The 19819-nt window shown below is 35.7% G+C and carries 14 protein-coding genes and 1 CRISPR repeat array (1 of these 15 cut by a window edge); of the genes, 6 read left to right on the top strand and 8 right to left on the bottom strand.

Features of this window, described 5'->3' with window-relative positions; genetic code table 11:
- Positions 1-124: 124 nt before the first annotated feature.
- Together ACFSAH_RS06225 and ACFSAH_RS06230 are read right to left on the bottom strand one after the other, a co-directional pair.
- Entirely contained in the window at positions 125-1279 is a 1155-nt protein-coding gene (locus ACFSAH_RS06225) for an epoxide hydrolase family protein (RefSeq protein WP_379661847.1), read from the bottom strand.
- 18 nt (positions 1280-1297) lie between these two features.
- Entirely contained in the window at positions 1298-2038 is a 741-nt protein-coding gene (locus ACFSAH_RS06230) for an NYN domain-containing protein (protein WP_379661848.1), read from the bottom strand.
- 733 nt (positions 2039-2771) lie between these two features.
- Here ACFSAH_RS06230 and ACFSAH_RS06235 point away from each other — a divergent pair.
- From ACFSAH_RS06235 to ACFSAH_RS06250, 4 genes are all read left to right on the top strand, one after another.
- Entirely contained in the window at positions 2772-3332 is a 561-nt protein-coding gene (locus ACFSAH_RS06235; RefSeq protein WP_379661849.1) for a helix-turn-helix domain-containing protein, read from the top strand.
- Positions 3333-3721: 389 nt separating this feature from the next.
- Positions 3722-5920 carry a heavy metal translocating P-type ATPase gene (locus tag ACFSAH_RS06240; protein ID WP_379661850.1) on the top strand — a complete coding sequence of 733 codons (2199 nt, stop codon included), beginning with the start codon at positions 3722-3724 and terminating at the stop codon, positions 5918-5920.
- A gap of 4 nt (positions 5921-5924) precedes the next feature.
- Positions 5925-6131, top strand: coding sequence for a heavy-metal-associated domain-containing protein (locus tag ACFSAH_RS06245; protein ID WP_379661851.1), 207 nt, complete (start codon positions 5925-5927; stop codon positions 6129-6131).
- Positions 6132-6196: 65 nt separating this feature from the next.
- Positions 6197-9025 carry a S8 family serine peptidase gene (locus ACFSAH_RS06250; RefSeq protein ID WP_379661852.1) on the top strand — a complete coding sequence of 943 codons (2829 nt, stop codon included), beginning with the start codon at positions 6197-6199 and terminating at the stop codon, positions 9023-9025.
- Positions 9026-9066: 41 nt separating this feature from the next.
- Here the strand turns inward: ACFSAH_RS06250 and ACFSAH_RS06255 are convergent, their stop codons facing one another.
- Complete coding sequence (locus ACFSAH_RS06255; protein WP_379661853.1) at positions 9067-9621, bottom strand: thymidine kinase; 555 nt, start codon at positions 9619-9621, stop codon at positions 9067-9069.
- A gap of 171 nt (positions 9622-9792) precedes the next feature.
- Between ACFSAH_RS06255 and ACFSAH_RS06260 the strand changes: the two genes are divergently transcribed.
- Entirely contained in the window at positions 9793-10830 is a 1038-nt protein-coding gene (locus ACFSAH_RS06260; protein ID WP_379661854.1) for a hypothetical protein, read from the top strand.
- A 155-nt stretch (positions 10831-10985) separates the two neighbouring features.
- Here the strand turns inward: ACFSAH_RS06260 and rodA are convergent, their stop codons facing one another.
- From rodA to ACFSAH_RS06285, 5 genes are all read right to left on the bottom strand, one after another.
- Entirely contained in the window at positions 10986-12263 is a 1278-nt protein-coding gene (rodA, locus tag ACFSAH_RS06265; RefSeq protein WP_379661855.1) for a rod shape-determining protein RodA, read from the bottom strand.
- Positions 12256-14184 carry a penicillin-binding protein 2 gene (gene mrdA / locus ACFSAH_RS06270; protein WP_379661856.1) on the bottom strand — a complete coding sequence of 643 codons (1929 nt, stop codon included), beginning with the start codon at positions 14182-14184 and terminating at the stop codon, positions 12256-12258. Before mrdA ends, rodA begins: the two co-directional genes overlap by 8 nt.
- A gap of 213 nt (positions 14185-14397) precedes the next feature.
- The gene (locus ACFSAH_RS06275) at positions 14398-14919 is read right to left on the bottom strand and encodes a rod shape-determining protein MreD (protein WP_379661857.1); all 522 of its coding nucleotides are present in this window, start codon (positions 14917-14919) and stop codon (positions 14398-14400) included.
- Positions 14912-15751: a rod shape-determining protein MreC gene (gene mreC, locus ACFSAH_RS06280; protein WP_379661858.1), complete on the bottom strand. Its 840-nt coding sequence runs from the start codon at positions 15749-15751 to the stop codon at positions 14912-14914. The genes ACFSAH_RS06275 and mreC overlap by 8 nt, the downstream gene beginning before the upstream one ends.
- Positions 15752-15910: 159 nt before the next feature.
- A complete protein-coding gene (locus ACFSAH_RS06285; RefSeq protein ID WP_379661859.1) occupies positions 15911-16933 on the bottom strand; it encodes a rod shape-determining protein in 1023 nt (340 codons plus the stop codon).
- A 302-nt stretch (positions 16934-17235) separates the two neighbouring features.
- Between ACFSAH_RS06285 and ACFSAH_RS06290 the strand changes: the two genes are divergently transcribed.
- Positions 17236-19719, top strand: a complete 2484-nt coding sequence (locus ACFSAH_RS06290) for a family 20 glycosylhydrolase (RefSeq protein ID WP_379661860.1) — start codon at positions 17236-17238, stop codon at positions 19717-19719.
- 60 nt (positions 19720-19779) lie between these two features.
- A CRISPR array of direct repeats spans positions 19780-19819; the repeat unit is 46 nt; it runs 3879 nt beyond the window's last position.

The raw sequence follows: 19819 nt of genomic DNA on the forward strand, positions 1-19819 counted from the left end.
TAATGAACATGATCCGAAGAAGTCTTATTAAATGTTATAAATAGACACTGTTTAGGTGTTTTTAAAGCTTTTTCTGATACGTCAGTGAAGTTAACGCCAGCGATTTTTAGTTATAGTGATTTATTTAGCGATTGGTCCTGAAGTTATGATAGAATTTGATGACATCATCAGCGAATAAATCGGGAGCCTCCATTGCTGTAAAATGTCCACCTTCGGGTATATCTGTCCAATGTATTACATTTAAATTAGTTTCTACCCACTTTTTAGGCGGTAGTAACACATCCTTTGAAAATAAGGCCATACCGCTGGGTACAGTAATCTTTCCTATTTTAGGCAACGAGTGCGTATTTTCATAATAAAGGTGGTTTGAAGTGCCAATGGAATTGCTTAGCCAATAAATCATTATATTATTCAGTAGCTCGTCTTTATTGAATCGGTTTTCAAGATTTCCGTTACAGTCGCTCCACGAATAAAACTTTTCCAGAATCCATGCAGATAGACCAACTGGAGAATCAGATAGGCCATAGGATAGTGTTTGCGGTTTAGTAGATTGGATAGACATGTACCCGCCTTCCTGCGAAATCCATTGCAGAGCCGTTTGTTTGTATTGTTTCTCTTCGGTTGAAAGATTTTGGTGATTGTCTGCAAAAACAATATCTCTTATAATTCCAGCATCTGTAAGATGAATACCAATAAGATGTTCGGGGTATTTATAAGCTAAATACCTTGTTACTCCAGAACCTACATCTCCACCCAAAGCACCAAACTTTTCATAACCTAATGCTTCAGTCATTAATTTTTTCCATAAATCGGCAATATCTGCGTTATTTATGCCTTTTGAATGGGATAGGGTTGAAAAACCAAAACCTGGTACTGAAGGAATAATAACATCGAAAGAGTCATTTGAATTTCTACCAAAACGGGTGGGGTCTGTGAGTATCGGAATTATTTTTTGGTAGCGGATAAAACTGTCGGGCCAACCATGAGTAAGAATAATAGGTGTCGGGTTTTCTCCTTTTCCTTTTATATGGAAAAAGTGAATATCTACATCATCGATAGTGCATTTGAACTGCGGATAACTATTCAGCTGTTTTTCCTGTTTCTTCCAATCATATTCTTCTATCCAATAGCTGACAAAGTCTTTCAGATAGGCTTGATTTGTACCATATTCCCACTTTAAACTTTCTTTGCCACTTGTCCATCTGGTGTTTTTAAGTCTTACAGATAAATCATGTATAGGTTCGTTAGAAATGTCTATGTTGAAGTTTTGAACTATCATTGAGTCTGAAATAAGTGGTTATTTTTGTTTCAGATATATATGTCTGATGTTATTTACACCTGTATCTATTTCATCTATCTCAAATTTATCAATATCTTTTATTAATGGTAGCAATTTAGAAAAACCATAGTTCCTGGGGTCAAAATCAGGTTTCTTTTTAAGTATGTAATTACCCAAGCTACCCAGAAATGTCCAACCATTATCGTCAGCTAAATCATTCACACTTTCTGTTATTATTCTAATTGTTTCAGTATCCACTTTACTGATAGGGTCTTCTTTTTTCGATTTCTCAATTGATTTTGTGGCAACCACTGTATCAACAGTTCCCGTTTTTAGAATTTCTAAGTATATGAATTTGTCACATGCAGAAATAAAAGGTTTTGGAGTTTTCTTTTCGCCAAAACCAATAACTGTCATTCCGGCCTCTCTAAGTCTTGTTGCCAACCTCGTGAAATCACTATCGCTTGAAACAATACAAAAACCATTTACTTTTTCTGAGTATAAAATATCCATAGCGTCAATGATTAAAGCACTGTCGCTGGAGTTTTTTCCTGTGGTATAGCTGTATTGCTGTATTGGAGTAATCGCATTTTCTAACAGAACATTTTTCCAACCTGAAACAGTTGGTTTAGTCCAGTCAGCATAAATTCGCTTAATTGTAGGAGTTCCGTTTTTTGCAATTTCCTCCAGCATCTCTTTCACATTTGAATAAGGAACATTGTCTGCATCAATTAATACTGCAAGTTTATCTTCTGTCATAATGGTTATGTTTACTTTTTCTGTTGTTCCTTATAAATTATCGTTAATGAGTAAATATATGCAATAATACTGTGTAAAAACAGCTGGTACAGAACAATAATCACAGTAGACAAGCGTAAGGAGCTCAGAAAGCATAATGCTGAAAATAATTATTACCTAGGCTAATCTTAAGATTGCTTTCACTCTCAAAACAACAAAAAGAGATAAAGTTTTTTATAAGTAAAGCTTTAAGAAAACAGATAAATAAATTATAATGGGTACAGACTTATACTAAAAGTAAATAGACATTCCTTTCTTAAAGGATAAGGAATTTTATCTTCCATTTTAAAAGTTTGTGGAAGAAGGTTTTAAGTAGTAAATAGACGTATTGTACTGGTGAGTCAATAGGTGAGTCAACCCAATTTCAACCCCACTTAAACAACCTTACGGCCCTATTTTAATTTTTAATAGTTAAAGATGTTTGAAGCATGTTTAGAGAATTTTTATCTTGCAACCTATTGTTTATAAAACGAATAAGCTCCAAACGGGGAGAATGGAGCTTAAACTAACCAATTATAAACCTAAATCAAATGATGACTCACTTAATTATGAAAAAACATTTACCTGTTTTGACACTACAAATATAGAGACTATAATCATTTCAATTATCATCAAAACGTCACCTATGTGTAATGCTTTTGTTAACAAAAGATGTCTTTTTTAGATATTATCAAGAAAATAAGCACATTTACATATGTCAACAAAAGTCTACATCAAAAACATGGTTTGTCCACGTTGTATTGCAACGGTAAAAAAGGATATGGAAAACTTAGGTTACCATATCATCGATATAAAATTAGGTGAAGTTGAGGTAGAGGAAAATGTAGATTACCATAAATTGAAAAGCGTATTGCAACATAGTGGTTTCGATATCATCGAAGATAAAAACACCCAGTTGGTAAACGCTATAAAAACAGAAATTATCAATATAGTGCATCATAGCGATATTCTGCCAACGCAAAAATTATCAACTATACTTACTGATAAGTTATCCTATGAATATAATACTTTAAGTCATGTGTTTTCGGCACAGGAAGGGCTTACGATAGAACGATTTTATATTTTGCAGCGAATAGAGAAAGTGAAAGAGTATTTAGAGTATAATCAATTAAGCCTTAAAGAAATAGCTTTTAAATTAGGTTTTAGCAGTATTGCCCATCTTTCAGCTCAGTTTAAAAAAGAAACAGGATTAAGTCCCAAACAATATAAAGAACTAGGGCTTTCGGACAGAAAACCTATTCATCAGGTTTATTAATCCCTTTATTGTTTAATATTATTGATGGTGTTTTTAATTGGCTTAAGAAGTGTTGGAGAAGTACTAAAGAAGTGTTAGATAAGTATTAGAGATCGGGTATATGTACTCTCTCTTTATAAGTTTCCTAGGTGCTTTTCTCTCATTGTCTTCAAAGTGCAAGTATCCTTATAGAGTGCTTTAGAATAATTATGAAGTTTTCTTTTCAAGACAAGAAGCGTTTTATTGCCTAAACTATTATTAAACCTATTGATCACTATTACAGCCAACTTCTTTACGGTTGTCTAACCGTAATTTCCTATAAATATTATATAACTCTTTATCGGAATTATATAATACCAGAAAAAATACTAGCACTAACTTTGTAGAAGTAAAATAAAAATATAAAAGTTATGGCAAATCAATCAGAGGTATTTCCGGTAATAGGTATGTCTTGTGCCGCTTGTGCAACAAGTGTAGAAAGTCAGGTTGGAGCTATGGAAGGAGTGAATGAAGCTGTAGTAAATTATGCCAATCAACAGCTTAAAGTTGTTTATAATAAAGATGTTGTTAAGCCCGAAGCTATGAAAGAATCTCTTCTTTCTGTAGGTTATGATATCATCATAGATAGTGAAAATGCATTAGAAGAGGCCGGCGAAATTCGTAAAGAAAATTATCAGAAGCTCAAAAAAAACTTTACCTGGGCTTTAATATTAACCTTACCTGTGGTTGCCATAGGTATGTTTTATATGGAAATGCCTTACGCCAATGAGATTATGTTGGTGTTAAGTACTCCGGTATTGTTTGTTTTTGGAAAACAGTTTTTTGTTAATGCAGCAAAGCAGTTTAAGCATGGTTCTGCCAATATGGATACGTTGGTAGCATTGAGTACCGGTATAGCCTGGTTATTCAGTATATTTAATACTTTCTTTCCCGAATACTGGCATGCCCGTGGACTGCACTCGCATGTTTATTTCGAGTCGGCAGCCGTAGTTATAACCTTCATTATGCTTGGCAGGCTTTTGGAAGAGCGGGCTAAACATGGAACCTCAGAAGCCATCAAGAAATTAATGGGGCTGCAACCCAAAGAATTAACCGTTATCAGAGGAGGAGATGAACTGCTGATTCCTATAAACCAGGTACAGGTAGGAGATTTGATTTTGGTAAAGTCAGGAGAAAAAATACCGGTAGATGGATTGGTTTCGGAAGGTAGCTCTTATGTGGACGAGTCTATGTTAAGCGGAGAGCCGGTGGCAGTTTTAAAAGAAAAAGGATCTAAGGTATTTGCCGGTACATTAAACCAGAAGGGAAGCTTTCAGTTTACAGCCGAAAAAGTAGGCGATAAAACCCTCTTGTCTCAAATTGTAAAACTGGTGCAGGAGGCGCAGGGGTCAAAAGCGCCTGTTCAAAAGTTAGTAGATAAAATCGCTGCGGTTTTTGTACCCATTGTTGTTTTAATTGCGGTGCTAAGCTTTGGAGCCTGGTATTTTCTGGCACCTGAAAATGGGTTTACTTATGGCTTGTTGGCTATGGTAACGGTTTTGGTTATAGCCTGTCCCTGTGCATTGGGATTGGCAACTCCTACAGCTATTATGGTGGGTACCGGGAAAGGAGCCGAGATAGGAATTCTTATAAAAGACGCTGCGAGTTTAGAGCTGGCAAAGAATGTAAATGCCATTATATTAGATAAAACAGGGACTATTACAGAGGGGAAACCTCAAGTAATTGGAGATAAATGGTGGGTAACCGATCAGCAGTATCAATCTATTTTATATAGCTTGGAAGAGGCATCAGAACATCCGTTAGCGCAGGCCATTATAACCTATTTGAAAGAAAAAGGTATAGATAAAACAAAGATAGATGATTTTAACAGCTTGACAGGTAGAGGGGTATCCGGAAAAGTTAACCAGCAGGAATTTTTTGCAGGTAGTCACAAATTATTGAAAGAATATCATGCTGATGTAGAAGATGAAAATATTGCTCAGTGGAAATCGGCAGGAAGTACTATTATTTACTTTTTTACCCCAGAAAAATTGTTGGCAGTGATAGCTATTGCCGATAAAGTTAAAGAAACATCAAAACAAGCGATTAAAGAATTGCACAGCGAAGGGGTAGAGGTGTATATGCTTACAGGAGATACACATTCTACGGCCAGTTCTGTTGCTGCACAGGTAGGCATAACACATTTTTATGCCGAGCAGATGCCAACAGACAAAGCTGATTTTGTAAAGAAATTACAGAAAGAGGGAAAGAAAGTGGCTATGGTTGGTGATGGAATAAATGATGCTCAGGCTTTGGCTCAGGCAGATATATCCATTGCTATGGGCAAAGGTTCTGATATTGCCATAGATACCGCAGGTATAACGCTCTTATCTTCAGATTTAAGAAAAATACCGCAAGCCATTCAGCTTTCACGGAAAACAGTAGCAACCATTAAACAAAACCTGTTTTGGGCATTTATCTATAATGTTATTGGTATTCCGTTAGCGGCAGGCATACTGTACCCCATCAATGGCTTTTTACTAAATCCTATGATTGCCGGAGCAGCCATGGCGCTCAGTTCAGTTTCTGTAGTATTAAACAGTTTAAGATTAAAAAACGCAAAAATTTAAAATTATGACAGCATTAAAATTTAAAACAAACTTAAAATGTGGCGGATGTGTTTCTGCCGTACAACCTAAATTAGACGCTTTAGAAAATGTAGAAAAATGGGATGTGGATTTAGCTTCACCTGAAAAAACATTGACTATTATGGGAAATATAGAAGCCCAGGAAATAGTGCAAGCGTTTGAACAGGCTGGTTATAAAGCAGAACCTCAATAATAAAAACATCAGGGCTATTAAATTGTGGTATAGAATGATATATTTACCAATAAAATTGTCGTTCTATGAAAGAACTCTACAAGTTAATAGCCTTTTTTATTTTCCTCAGCATTAATGTCTTATTATTTGCTGCAACACCACCAAACTCAGCTAGCCAGGCTCAGGAAGTATATGTTCCCAATAAATTAATTGTAAAATATAAAAGCATACAACCATTAACACAGCTGTCAAGAAGTGTTAATGCCCCAAAAAACAAAGATATAGAGATTGTTGACGTACAGCCCGTATTACGAAATCAGGAAATCAGAACTTTATCTGCAAGTAATCAATTAAATATAGATTTATATGATATAAATCGTATTTATGAGATAACCTTTAAGTCAAAAAAAAGTATTAATGCAGTTATAGAGTCACTAAAAGCAGATGAAAATATAGAATATGCAGAACCTGTTTATGCAGCAAAAACATTTGCTACACCTAATGACCCCTATTACACTTCGCTTAATGACTTTCAAAGTTATTTAAAGAAAGTAAGAGCCCCCGAAGCCTGGAATATACAAGATAACGCTAATGGAATAATTGTAGCAGTAGTAGATTCGGGCTCAGAACTCGATCATCCTGATCTGGCGGCTAATATTTACATTAATACTGGCGAAATTCCTGATGATGGTATTGATAACGATGGAGATGGTTTTATAGATAATTATTACGGATGGGATTTTGGAGGAAGTACCTTAGGATCGGGAGGAGATAAAGATCCCAGTGTAAAATCTAAAGCAGCAGACCATGGAGTGCATGTCAGCGGGTTGGTCTCTGCTGTGACCAATAACGGAATAGGTGTGGCCAGTATAGCTAAAAATGCTAAACTATTGGTAGTGAAAGTAGGCGTGGATGACGATGCAGAAAATCTTTATTACGGGTATCAGGGAATAATGTACTCGGTATTAAAAGGTGCTAAAATTATTAACTGCTCATGGGGAAGTAGCGTAAAAAGTAGTTTTGGACAAGATGTTATAGATTATGCCATCAGTAAAGGATGTTTGGTGGTAGCTGCAGCGGGCAATAGTGGAAATGAAGTGCCTGTTTATCCAGCGGCTTATAGCGGGGTGCTGGCAGTATCAAATGTTCAATTAAATGATGTAAAAAGTTCTTCGTCCAGTTATGGCTATCATGTAGGAATAGCGGCACCCGGAACGGGTATTTTAAATACAGTTTTTGGAAAAGCTTATGATTATAAATCAGGTACATCTATGGCTTGTCCCTTAGTTTCCAGTGCAGCTGCCTTGGTTTGGGCAAAATACCCACATTTGTCACCTTTACAGGTTGCCGAAGTATTAAAACAATCGGCAGATGATATTTATAATATTTCAGAAAATCAGCAATATATTAATAAGCTGGGAACAGGCAGGTTAAATGTAGAAAGAGCTTTGCAAACAACGGATATTGTAGCTGTAAAACAAGAAAAAATTATTCTGGAAGATATATCTGGGGCTTTAAATAATGGTGCTGAAGTAAATATTTCTGCTGAGCTTTTAAATGTATTGGGAGATATACCGGATCTGGTTGTAGAATTAGGAACCCTATCTTCTAAGGTTACTATTTTAGATAATCGTCAAGATGTTGGGTTCTTTCTGTCACAAAGCAAAAAAACGGTGGGTAACTTTAAAATTAAAATCAACGGAGCGGCAGAAAATGAAGAAGCGACTTTTTATTTGCAGTATAGTTCTAATAGCAAAAACTATCAGGCTAAGGAGTACTTTACCCTCAAATTAAACAGGGATTTTATAAATTATCAGGCAAATGCCATCAATACTACATTAAGTAGCAATGGTAGGTTAGGTTATGCTAATGCAGAGGCTACAGAAGGGCAAGGGTTTAGGTATAAAGGTAATAATATGCTGTACGAAGCTTCTTTGATGATAGGTACAGGCCCTGCTCAGGTTTCCAATAATACAAGAAACGGGGATAATGCCGATGAAGATTTTGTAAAAAAACAGAAAGCAGAACGAAAAGATCAGGAAGTAAATTCATATTTCAACGCATCCTCTGTTTTTACAGATAAAGGGTCATCCAAAAAGATGGATATAGAAGTAACCAATACCCATATTGCCTTCCCGGATAATGCAAACAAGAATTTTGTAGTGGTTGAATACGATATTAAGAATAGTTCAACCTCAGATCTTACCAATGTTTATGCAGGGATGTTTGTGGATTGGGATATTAATAATGCAGAGAAAAATGTCACAAGAATAGACCAGAGTAATAAACTGGCTTATGCGTATGAAGCTAATGTGAAAAATTTATATGGAGGGACTGCGTTATTGACCAAACAAAAACTTAATTATTATCCATTATCTCATATGATTCAAGGAGATTTAGGGGATGGAGATTTTACCATAGATAAAAAATTTACGGCGCTATCCAGTGGTATTTATAAAGAGTCGCTGGGAGAAAATTATGTTTCGGGAGTAGATATCATGTATGTGTTATCGGCAGGTCCGTTTAATCTTAAAAAAGGAGAATCGGAGAAAGTAGCTTTTATGTTTTCGGCTGGGAATAATCTTAACCAATTAAAAGGAAATGTAGAATTAGCTCAAACTAATTATAGTAATCTGGAGATAAATAAACCCCAAATATCAAGTGTTTATTCCAATCCGGTATCTGTTAGCTTACAACCTAAGATAACCATAGAAGTTAAAAATCATGAAAAATCTGCTGTTGACTTAGCTATCTATGATATTCTGGGAAGAAAAATGCAGACTGTTTTTGAGGGAAATCTGAATAAAGGAGAATTTACTTTTGAAGCAGATTTGAGAAATCTTTCAAGAGGGGTGTATTATGTGTTATTCACCAGTGCTGGCAAAAAATCATCATTCAAAATAATGGTTGATTAAAAAAGAATTACCCTATTGAGAATATGCAAATATCCAAGTCATTATAAATGATGAAAGCAAGCCCGGCATCGGGGCTCGTAGCTTTCTTTTTCGCCAATTAGTACGGTAGAAAGGTCATCCGTTTTTCTATAGCTGTTTAACGCAGGGGCACCACATTGCATGCAAACAGCATGTACTTTGGTAACCTCTTCGGCCACGGCCATTAATTGGGGGATAGGGCCAAAAGGTTTACCTGTAAAATCCATATCCAGACCTGCAACAATAACCCTTATACCTTTATTTGCCAGTTTATTGCATACTTCTGGTAATTCGTCGTCAAAAAACTGAGCTTCATCAATACCAACAACCTGTGTATTGCTGCCATAAAGCAAAATGGCAGAAGAATGTTCTACAGGCGTAGATGGTATAGAATTAAAATCGTGTGAAACCACGGCATATTCATTATAACGGGTATCTTTCTGAGGTTTAAATATCTCTACTTCCAGACGGGCAATTTGCGCCCTTTTTAATCGCCTGATGAGTTCTTCCGTTTTTCCTGAAAACATAGAACCGCAGATAACCTCAATACGTCCGCCAAAATCATTATTCCTTTTCAAAGCTTTGCCTTTACACTTGTTGTTAATCTATCCAGGATTATATGAAAAGCTATCTGTTAAGCGTTTTAAAATCGTAGATATTTGTATTTATCGAAAACTAATATCAGAATTTTAATGTTATTTTTGATAGCTAAATTACCAACATATTAAGGTTCAAAAAAGAAAAAAGATATGATGAACAAAGAAGAGATCCTCAAAAAAATAGGGAATATAATACAAGAGTTAGCAGATCAGCATCAGTATTTAAGTGCCAATAAAAATGTTAATGATCTTGAGTTAGAACTTTTTACTGCCAATGCCGATTTCTTATTAGATCATATCGAAATATTCAGAAAACTGAAAGTAAGTAGCGAACTTCAGGAAGTTTCCCAACCAGTAGCCTCTGTACAGGATTTTTCCCCTACAATAGAAAATAAGTTTTTTGAACCACAGGAAGCTCCAAAAGAAGAAAAAGAAGAGGAAAGCAACGAAGTTGAAAAAATGACTTTACAGTTTGATTTTCCAGAACCTACCGAAATGATCTTTGATTTTGAGAAAAATATGGATTTAGAAGATGTTTTTGATAGGGAGCTAACGCCGGAAGAGCAAGAGGTAATTGATAGGAAAAAACAGAATAATGATGATGTTGTTTCTGAAGAAGCAGAAGAGCAACCTATACCTGAACAAATTATAGAACCGGAAGAGCCAGTTGAAGAAAGTGAAGAGGAAATTCAGATTACAAACGAAGAAATCTTAAGAGTATCCATTAAACAGGAAACCTATACAGAGGAGATTTTTACCAATCAGGCCCCTCAGGAATTGAATGTACAACCAGAAAATTCAATAGAAGAGCTACCCGTAAATGAACCTGAAATAATTGCCCGGGTAGAAAAAATAGAGACTTACGAAGAGCATATAGTAGAAAAGAAAGTATCGTTAAACGAACTGTTGTCTGCTCAACGGGCGCAACAAACTGCGGGAATAGCTAAACCCATTGCAGATTTAAAAGCAGTGATAAGTCTTAACGATAAAATGATTTTTATTAAGGAACTTTTTAATGGATATAATCTGGCTTATAGTGAAGCCATTGAAATATTAAATCGTTTTGATTCTTTTGAAGCCGCAGATAATTTTCTGTTGAAGAATTATGCTGATAAAAACAACTGGGCACAAAAGCAGCAAGTGGTAGATCGTTTATACGAAATATTAAACAGAAAGTTTAAAAACTAATCTTTTCTCGGAAAGACAGAAGAATAAAAAATAGTGTTAAAACCTTTTCGTCATCTCTGATGAAGTATCTCAGAAAGAGATGGATTTGCTTTGGCAGAGATGACGAGGATTTTTACTTTTATATATTACTACGCATATTTTCTCTTGCACTGTTATTAAGAATTTAGTCCCATTCTATTCGAATCCAATTTCAATAAGATAAACAGCAATATAGTAAAGCTTAAGAGCGAAGAACCTCCATAGCTTAAAAAAGGCAAAGGAATGCCTATTACCGGCATTAATCCTATGGTCATGGCTATATTGATAAAGAAATGGCAGAATATAATACAGGCTACACAATAACCATAAATTCGACTGAATGCAGATCGTTGTCTTTCTGCGAGGTGGATAATTCTTAATAGTAAAATGGAGTAAAGTGTAACCACTACAAAGCTGCCTGCAAAACCCCACTCTTCACCAACGGTGCAAAAGATAAAATCGGTACTTTGTTCAGGAACAAAATTAAACTTTGTTTGGGTTCCCTGTAAATACCCTTTTCCTTTTAATCCTCCGGATCCAATAGCAATTTTAGATTGATTGACATTATATCCAGCTCCTTTTAAATCTTTGGTAATACCCAATAAAATATCTATCCTGCCTTTTTGATGTGGCCTTAAAACATTCTGATAAACAAAATCAGTACTAAATATAAAAGCTATGGATAAGACAAAACCAACACCTATACTGGTTAAAAGCTTTCTGTTCCTTTGAAAGTTATAAATTAATAAGGCTGTTAGCAGGATCAGGGCTAGTATAACGTATAGCTTTCCATATAACAAGGTGGTAATAAAAAGTAAAATCATGAGCAGGCCTGCAATCAGGTATAAAGGAGAAAGCCCCTCTCTGTACAATACCAGAATTAAGGATCCAAATACCATTGCCGATCCGGTATCCGGTTGTAACATAATCAGGAACATGGGTAAGCCCAGAATGGCGAGACATATCAATATAACTTTAAGATCGGTAAGCTTATAATTACCAGAACTTATATACCTGGCCAATAATAAGCTGGACGACCATTTTGCAAATTCAGAAGGTTGTAAGCGGAAACTACCAATGGGTATCCACGCCTGATTTCCTGCTACATTACGTCCCACAACCAATACCAATACCAATAAAAGTATGGTGATACCATAGAAAACGGGAGAGAAGGTAATAAAAAACTTACTGTCTAATAGTAATATAGTCATACCAACCAGACAGGATATGATGATGAATATCAGTTGTTTGCCAAAGTTGGTGTTCAGGTCAAATATGGTAGTGGTATCATCAGAATATACCGAAGCGTATATATTAAACCAGCCAATAGTAACCAGACATAAGAAAAGCAGGATGGTAAAACCATCGACTCTGAAAAAGAAACCTTTGTTGCTGTTGGTAGAATAGTTATTCATTTTCTTTTTTTGTAGCTGGCGATAATTGTACTTGTGTTGTTTGTTGGAGGTTGCTGGTAGTAGAATCTTTTTTTACCACAGGTTTAGCCGGTCTTTTAGGAACGGGAAGAAAGCTGGCATTTAAAATTCTATCTACATAGGCTTTAGGTCTGGATATAGAGTCGCGTATAAATTTTTCAATCATTAAGCTGGCAATAGGAGCAGACCAGGTAGAACCGTAACCAGCATTTTCTATAATAACAGCAATGGCTATTTTAGGATTTTCACGTGGAGCAAAAGCAACAAATACAGAGTGGTCGGCACCATGAGGATTTTGTACAGTTCCAGTCTTTCCACAGACTTCTATATCACTGATTTTGGAGTAATATCCAGTACCTCCGGGTGAATTTACCACGTGGCTCATACCCTCAATCACAGGTTCGAAGTATCTTTCCTCTACACCAACATTTATTTTTTCACTGTATTCTTTTTTAAGTATTTTTTTGTCACCAACAGCTTTCACCAGGTGAGGTTTGTAATAAAATCCTCTATTGGCAACAATAGCCATTGTATTTGCCATTTGCAAAGGAGTAATCCCCAGCTCGCCTTGCCCGATAGATAAAGATATATTAAAGCTGGATCCCCATTTATCGCTGCCCCATCTTTTTGTATAATATTCGGCAGAAGGCAATAAACCCTTTCTTTCCGCAGGCAAATCTATGCCCAGTTCAGAGCCAATACCAAATTTGTTAACCGCATCTCGCCATCTGGTATAAGCCACGGATGGTTTAAGATTTGTGCGGTCAATTAATCTGTTGTAAACATAGCCGTAATAAGTGTTGCAAGAGCCTTCTATAGATCTGATGAGGTTGGTGGAACCATGAACGTGGGTACAGCGCATTACGCCTCTTGAACTGTAACGATAACCGCCTCCGCAATAAAAAACAGTAGAAGGTGTTATCGCTCCAAATTGCTGGCCAATAAGTGCATTGATAACTTTGAAAATAGAACCCGGAGGATATTCTGCCTGAGTAGGTCTGATAAACATCGGTTTGTTAGGGTCTTTCAGTAACTTCATGTAATTATTCCCTCTTTGGCGACCTACCATCATGTTGGGGTCATATTTAGGGCTACTAACAAAAGCCAATACTTCTCCGGTAGCAGGTTCAATAGCCACTATAGAACCAATTTTATTGTTCATCAGCTTTTCACCGAATAGCTGAAGCTTTTTATCAAGAGATGAGATCAGTTTGTCTCCTGAAACAGCAAGGGTATCGTATCTGCCTTCAAAAAAACTTCCCTGTTCTCTATTGTGCACATCAACCATAATGTTTCTTACACCACGTTGCCCTCTTAATAAATCTTCATAAGATCTTTCAATGCCCGATTTACCAATGTAATCTCCCAGTCTGTAAAAATTATCAGACTTTTCTATTTCACGTTCATTAACCTCACCAATATAACCCAGTAGCTGTGCTGCGGTAGAATCTGGATAATACCTTACAGATCTGTTTAAAACGTAAAAACCTGGAAATTCAAATAACTTTTCCTGAAGAGCGGCATAGGTGAAGGCTGATAATTGTTTTTCAAATAAAGATTCTCTATACCTTGAATAGTTTACTGCTTTTTTAAACTTTTTATCAAATTCTTCTTTGGTAATATCTATTAATCTGCAAAATTCTAAAGTATCGAATGGTTTTACTTGTCCGGGAACAACCATGAGGTCATAGATAGGTTCATTTTGAACCAAAACCTTTTCATTTCTGTCTAAAATGATACCCCTGGCAGGATAGATAACCAGTTTTCTTAATACGTTGTTATCGGCAGAAAGCTTGTAGGAGTCATCAACAACTTGTATATAATATAGTCGTGATAACAGAGTTATTGCAACTAAAATAAATATGCCTTGTATAACGTACTTTCGGGCAAAAAAACTATTCATCTTAAATGGAATGTATGGTGCTGAACTTTACAACGTAAACAAAAATAGTATCTTTTAGTTTAAAGTTGAAACTTATCTCTACGAGCTTTAATTAACGACTTTAAGTCCGGTATCTGTATGTCACCGTAAAAGAGATATGTTAATTTTACAGATTATTCTAAAATCAGATTGTTAGATCAAAGGTTTTAGCACCTCTTCAGGTTTTTTCAGCAATTACTGCCTTTGTTTCTTTTTCTTGTAAAAAACAAGTTCGGTAATTAAAATCAGTAATATGGTTAAACCAGAGCTAATAAATACCCTGCTTAAGGTTCCTCCAATTTCTGAAAACCTGAATACTTCCAGGTTGAAAAGAAAAAAGTGATGTACCAGCGTTAATAATAGCGTGTAAAAGAAAAACCATCTGAAACCCATAATACCCAGAGCAGGTTCCGGATCGCTATCATAATTGTCTTTTTGTACCGTAATGTTGATGAAAAACACCCGCATAAGTGCTAGAATAGTACAGGCAGCAGCATTTAAACCTAAGGTGTCGTTAAACATATCTATAGTAAAACCCATTAAGAAAGCTAAGGCAAACAAAAGCCAATTTGGAGTTTCGAACGGAAGCAGTAAAATAAACAGGATATAAAGGAAAGGTACATTAAGATTGTAGAACACCATATTCTTCAACAAGAAAACTTGTACGAATATTAGAATAATAAATCTAAGGACATTATTTAATAAAGTACTATTCATTCAGGCTTTCTTTATTTTGAGATTCTAAATTAATCTGTTCTTCCGAGAAATGATTCTTTATTACGTAAACGTGTTGCAGCGAATAAAAATCAGTAGATAGTTTTACACTGATATCCAGAAAATTTCCTCCTCCTTTTACTCCTGATTTAGCTATGGATCCAATGAGGATACCTTTAGGGAAAATAACCCCTAATCCAGATGTAACTACTCTCATACCCGGTTTTATATTTAACTGGTTCGGAATGTCAGTAAGCGTTACGTGATTTGGATCTTTACCATCCCATATCAAAGGACCAAAATAAGGAGTACCCTCAATTGAAGATGTAATTCTGGTATCTTCATGTAAAATAGACTGTATGGAAGCAAAATCATTAGATACGTTCCATATAATTCCCACTAAACCCGAAGGGCCAATAACTCCCATTCCTTTTTTTAAGCCATGCAGAGCACCTTTATTGATGGTAAGATAGTTGTTCCTTGCTGTTATCGTTTTGTTAATGACTTCTGCCTCTATGTATTCATATTGTGTTCTGTGAACAGTATCTTTAACCAATTCAGTTTTTAGGCTATCGTTAAAGAAAGAGGATGGTAACATATTACGCAGTCGGGCATTTTCTTTTGCAAGACTGTCGTTCACAATTTCCAGATGAAGATATTTGGTAATTTGGTTTACCTGACTGTAAATATTACCAATAACTTCGTTTGACGAATTTAAAGTGCTTGCTCTTTGGAAATCGTTATTGCGAACCAATAAGATAATAGAGGCTACAAAAAAAATAACGAATAAAAAGAAGGCGTTATAATTATTAATAAACCTCCAAAGATTACGCATACCTAACTTCCGAATTTTAGATTTACGATTTTAGATTTACGGGAGTTAAACGTTTTTTTATTCAGTAACACTGCAATTCTGCAGATGATTTTTAATAAACGTTAATATACCAGATATATAGATTTAACGTGGTAGGCCACCGAAAATCTAAAATCAAAATTATTGTAATAAAAACTTAAAGTTTTGAGTGTTTTTAAGCGCAATGCCTGTACCCCTTACAACCGCTCTCAACGGATCGTCAGCAACGTGAACAGGTAACTTTGTCTTAGCACTGATACGTTTATCCAAGCCTCTTAGTAAAGCACCGCCTCCAGTTAAATAAATACCCGTTTGGTAAATATCAGCAGAAAGCTCAGGAGGAGTTATTTCCAATGCTTTTAAGATAGCTTCTTCAATTTTAGAGATAGATTTATCTAAACAATGCGCAATCTCAGTATAAGAAACTGTAATTTGCTTAGGCACACCAGTCATTAAGTCACGTCCTTGAACAGCAAAATCTGCAGGCGGATCTTGTAACTCTGGCAAAGCAGAACCTACTTCAATCTTAATTCTCTCAGCAGTTCTTTCACCAATCATAATGTTGTGCTGACGACGAATATAGTTTACAATATCCGAATCAAAGTTATCTCCGGCAGTTCTGATAGACTGATCGCATACAATACCAGATAAAGCAATAACTGCAATTTCAGTAGTACCGCCACCAATATCGATAATCATATTACCCATAGGCTCCTCCACATCAATACCAATACCAACAGCCGCCGCCATAGGCTCATGAATAAGGTAAACCTCTTTTGCGCCTGCAATTTCAGCAGAATCTTTAACAGCTCTTTTTTCCACCTCGGTAATACCAGAAGGAATACAGATTACCATTCTTAAAGAAGGGAAAAACCAACCTTTTCCGTTGTTGATCATTTTAATCATACCACGAATCATGTATTCGGCAGCATTAAAATTGGCAATTACACCATCTTTTAAAGGACGAACAGTTTTTATGTTTTCGTGTGTTTTACCTTCCATTTGCATGGCCTGGCGGCCAATGGCGATAACCTTATTTGTAGTTCTGTCAAAGGCAACAATAGATGGTTCATCTACAACCACTTTATCGTTATGTATAATGAGGGTGTTGGCAGTACCCAAGTCAATTGCTATTTCTTTTGTAAACCAGTTAAATAAACCCATTTAATTTTTCTATCTATATCTGTAATGAAGATGCAAAGGTGCAAAAAAAATATTCTTAAATGTAAGAACTCCTGCAATTTATATCTCAATTATATACTTTTTATTCTAAGGCTAATTTGCTTTTATTTTTTGTTTTTACAGTTATAAAGAGGGTGTGTGTGTTGCTTTTTTAGATAAAAGCTTAAAATAAATTGCTGTTTTTTATCTTGTTGAAGATTGGTTGTGAAAAATAGAAATCAAATGTACCTAAAAATGTATATTTAGAGTTTTGAATATATTACAACAAACCTTATAAAAAATTAATGATGTTTAAAAAGTTGCTTATCGGAATCTGTTTTGTTTTATTACATGTTAATCTGATTGCACAAAATATAGCCGATAAAATTCAGGTGCGCTGGAAACTGGTAGAGACAGTACCGTCTAAAGCCAATCCGGTATCCAGACTTACGCTGGTGAATTTAACCAACGAATCTTTATCGTGTCAGGGCTGGAGTCTCTGGTTTAATTTTATGCGAAGGATTGATCCAAAATCAATTGATCCTAAGTTTAGTATCACCCATAGAAATGGAGATCTATATGAGCTGGAATTTAAAAATACCCAAATGCAATTGCCTGCAAAGGGTACTTTCGAGATCGATTTTGTAACATTAGGCACCATTCCTAATTATACAGATGCTCCCGCCGGATTATATGTTTTAGGCAAAGAGGGCAAATCTGTAGAAACAATATCCAATTATGTGGTAGAACCAGTAGTTTTTTCACGCGAGCAAACATTACAAAACCTGTCTGCTCAATATGAAGAAAATACAAGATTAGAATTGAATAATAAGCAGCAGCTAATTATTCCCCAGCCGCTTTCCGTAAAGACAAGCCCAGGAAAATTCACCCTCACTCCCAAAACTACCTTATGGGCAGATGCTATACTGTCTGCAGAAAAAGATTATTTAAATGAGTTTATGAAAAACACATTTGGTTTTTCGTTTTCTTCAACAGACAAACAAAATGCATCCATTAAACTAATGCACAACCCAAAACTGGAAGCAGAAGAATACAGTCTTAATATTACAGACAAGCAGATAGAAATACATTCGTCAACCTCAACAGGAGCTTTTTATGCTTTGCAATCGGTGAAAAACCTGATTAAAGGAGATGCTTGGGGAAATAAACTGACCGGTTTAGATTTGCCTTTGCTTAGCGTTAAAGACAAACCAAGGTTTGGCTACAGGGGAGTAATGGTTGATGTTGCCAGAAACTTTCATAACAAACAGTCTGTCCTTAAAATTATAGACGTAATGGCCATGTATAAACTCAATACATTGCACCTTCATTTAAATGACGATGAAGGATGGCGATTGCAGATTCCGACTTTACCAGAACTTACCGAAGTAGGAAGCAGACGTTCTGTAGAATATTTTAACGGATTGGCTTTACAGCCGGGATATGGTTCCGGTGCAAAGGCAACGGAGCAATCTTTTTATACTGAAAGTGATTTTGTAGAGATCCTGAAATATGCAGCTAAAAATCATATTAATATAATACCAGAATTAGAAACCCCAGGACATGCCCGCGCAGCTATAAAATCTATGGAAATGAGATATAGGAAATTTATGGCTAAAGGAAATCAGCAAGAAGCAGAGAAATATCTGTTAAATGATTTTGGAGATCAATCGGTTTATAGTTCTGCCCAACATTGGAATGATAACGTGATGAATGTGACTATGCCCTCTACTTACAGGTTTATTTCTTTGGTTATAGATGAGATTGGTGAAATGTACAGAAAAGCAGGTCTGAAAATGAAAACTATACATTTAGGAGGCGACGAGGTTCCAAGAGGTGCATGGGAGAAATCACCAAAGATCAGAACTTTGATGGACAGCCTCAAAATTACATCCGTACACGAGGTATGGCCGTATTATATATCGAAAGTAGCAGACTTATGTGCTTCTAAAAATGTGGCGTTGGCCGGATGGGAAGAAATGGGAATGGTTAATAAGGGAAAGGGAATGGAAACCAATCCAGCTTTAGCCAAGAAAAATATTCAGGTAGATGTGTGGAACAATTTAATTGGAGGCAAACAAGAAGATCTGGCTTATAAATTAGCGAATGCAGGATATAAAGTTGTATTTGCCAGCGCCAATAACTTTTACCTGGATTTAGCATGGAAAAATACCTATACTGAGCCGGGACATACCTGGGCAGGTTTTACAAATATTTATAAATCTTATTCTTTTTTGCCATCAAACTATTATCTCACCGTTTACGAAGACAGTAAAGGCAAAAAAGTAGAACCCTCATTTTTTGATAAAAAGGAAAAATTAACCGCAAAAGGAAAAGAAAATCTGATAGGTATTAAAGCAGCTATTTGGACAGAGAAGGTAACAACAGGAGACCGATTGGAATATATGTTGTTTCCACGTGTACTGGCATTGGCAGAACGAGCATGGAGAGCAGAAACAGACTGGGAGAAATCAGGAACTTATAACAAAGTAGTTTTGGAAAAAGAATATGCCTCTTTCATGAATAAACTGGGTAATGACGAATTGAAGAAGCTGGCACAATTAAATGGCGGTTATAATTTTCGTCTACCAGCTATAGGAGTTAAAATCATGCAAAACAATTTAGTGCTAAATACCGAATATCCTGGTTTCGATGTTTATTATGCCATTAACGGCAGCGAACCAAAGAAATACGACAAACCTATTGCTTACGATAAATCTAAAATTTACAAATTTAAAGTGGTGCAGGGAAAGAGAGAGGGGGTGGAAACTGTAATAGGTTTAAATTAATGTTTTGACTAGTATGCCCTTCTGTATGTGTTATAAGCAGATATAGGAGGGGTTCATTTTAAGGAGGATTGCTTTCATTCTTTGAAATACTGATATTTAG

It is taken from the genome of Pseudopedobacter beijingensis (genome assembly GCF_042678145.1).
Lineage (GTDB): Bacteria > Bacteroidota > Bacteroidia > Sphingobacteriales > Sphingobacteriaceae > Pseudopedobacter > Pseudopedobacter beijingensis.

What these genes read in the sequence shown, in the direction of transcription:
- ACFSAH_RS06235 (WP_379661849.1), top strand. Translation starts at nt 2,772, where the DNA reads ATGTCAACAAAAGTCTACATCAAAAACATGGTTTGTCCACGTTGTATT.
- ACFSAH_RS06225 (WP_379661847.1), bottom strand. Translation starts at nt 1,279, where the DNA reads ATGATAGTTCAAAACTTCAACATAGACATTTCTAACGAACCTATACAT.
- ACFSAH_RS06230 (WP_379661848.1), bottom strand. Translation starts at nt 2,038, where the DNA reads ATGACAGAAGATAAACTTGCAGTATTAATTGATGCAGACAATGTTCCT.
- ACFSAH_RS06260 (WP_379661854.1), top strand. Translation starts at nt 9,793, where the DNA reads ATGATGAACAAAGAAGAGATCCTCAAAAAAATAGGGAATATAATACAA.
- rodA (WP_379661855.1), bottom strand. Translation starts at nt 12,263, where the DNA reads ATGAATAACTATTCTACCAACAGCAACAAAGGTTTCTTTTTCAGAGTC.
- ACFSAH_RS06250 (WP_379661852.1), top strand. Translation starts at nt 6,197, where the DNA reads ATGAAAGAACTCTACAAGTTAATAGCCTTTTTTATTTTCCTCAGCATT.
- ACFSAH_RS06285 (WP_379661859.1), bottom strand. Translation starts at nt 16,933, where the DNA reads ATGGGTTTATTTAACTGGTTTACAAAAGAAATAGCAATTGACTTGGGT.
- ACFSAH_RS06245 (WP_379661851.1), top strand. Translation starts at nt 5,925, where the DNA reads ATGACAGCATTAAAATTTAAAACAAACTTAAAATGTGGCGGATGTGTT.
- mrdA (WP_379661856.1), bottom strand. Translation starts at nt 14,184, where the DNA reads ATGAATAGTTTTTTTGCCCGAAAGTACGTTATACAAGGCATATTTATT.
- ACFSAH_RS06290 (WP_379661860.1), top strand. Translation starts at nt 17,236, where the DNA reads ATGATGTTTAAAAAGTTGCTTATCGGAATCTGTTTTGTTTTATTACAT.
- ACFSAH_RS06275 (WP_379661857.1), bottom strand. Translation starts at nt 14,919, where the DNA reads ATGAATAGTACTTTATTAAATAATGTCCTTAGATTTATTATTCTAATA.
- ACFSAH_RS06240 (WP_379661850.1), top strand. Translation starts at nt 3,722, where the DNA reads ATGGCAAATCAATCAGAGGTATTTCCGGTAATAGGTATGTCTTGTGCC.
- mreC (WP_379661858.1), bottom strand. Translation starts at nt 15,751, where the DNA reads ATGCGTAATCTTTGGAGGTTTATTAATAATTATAACGCCTTCTTTTTA.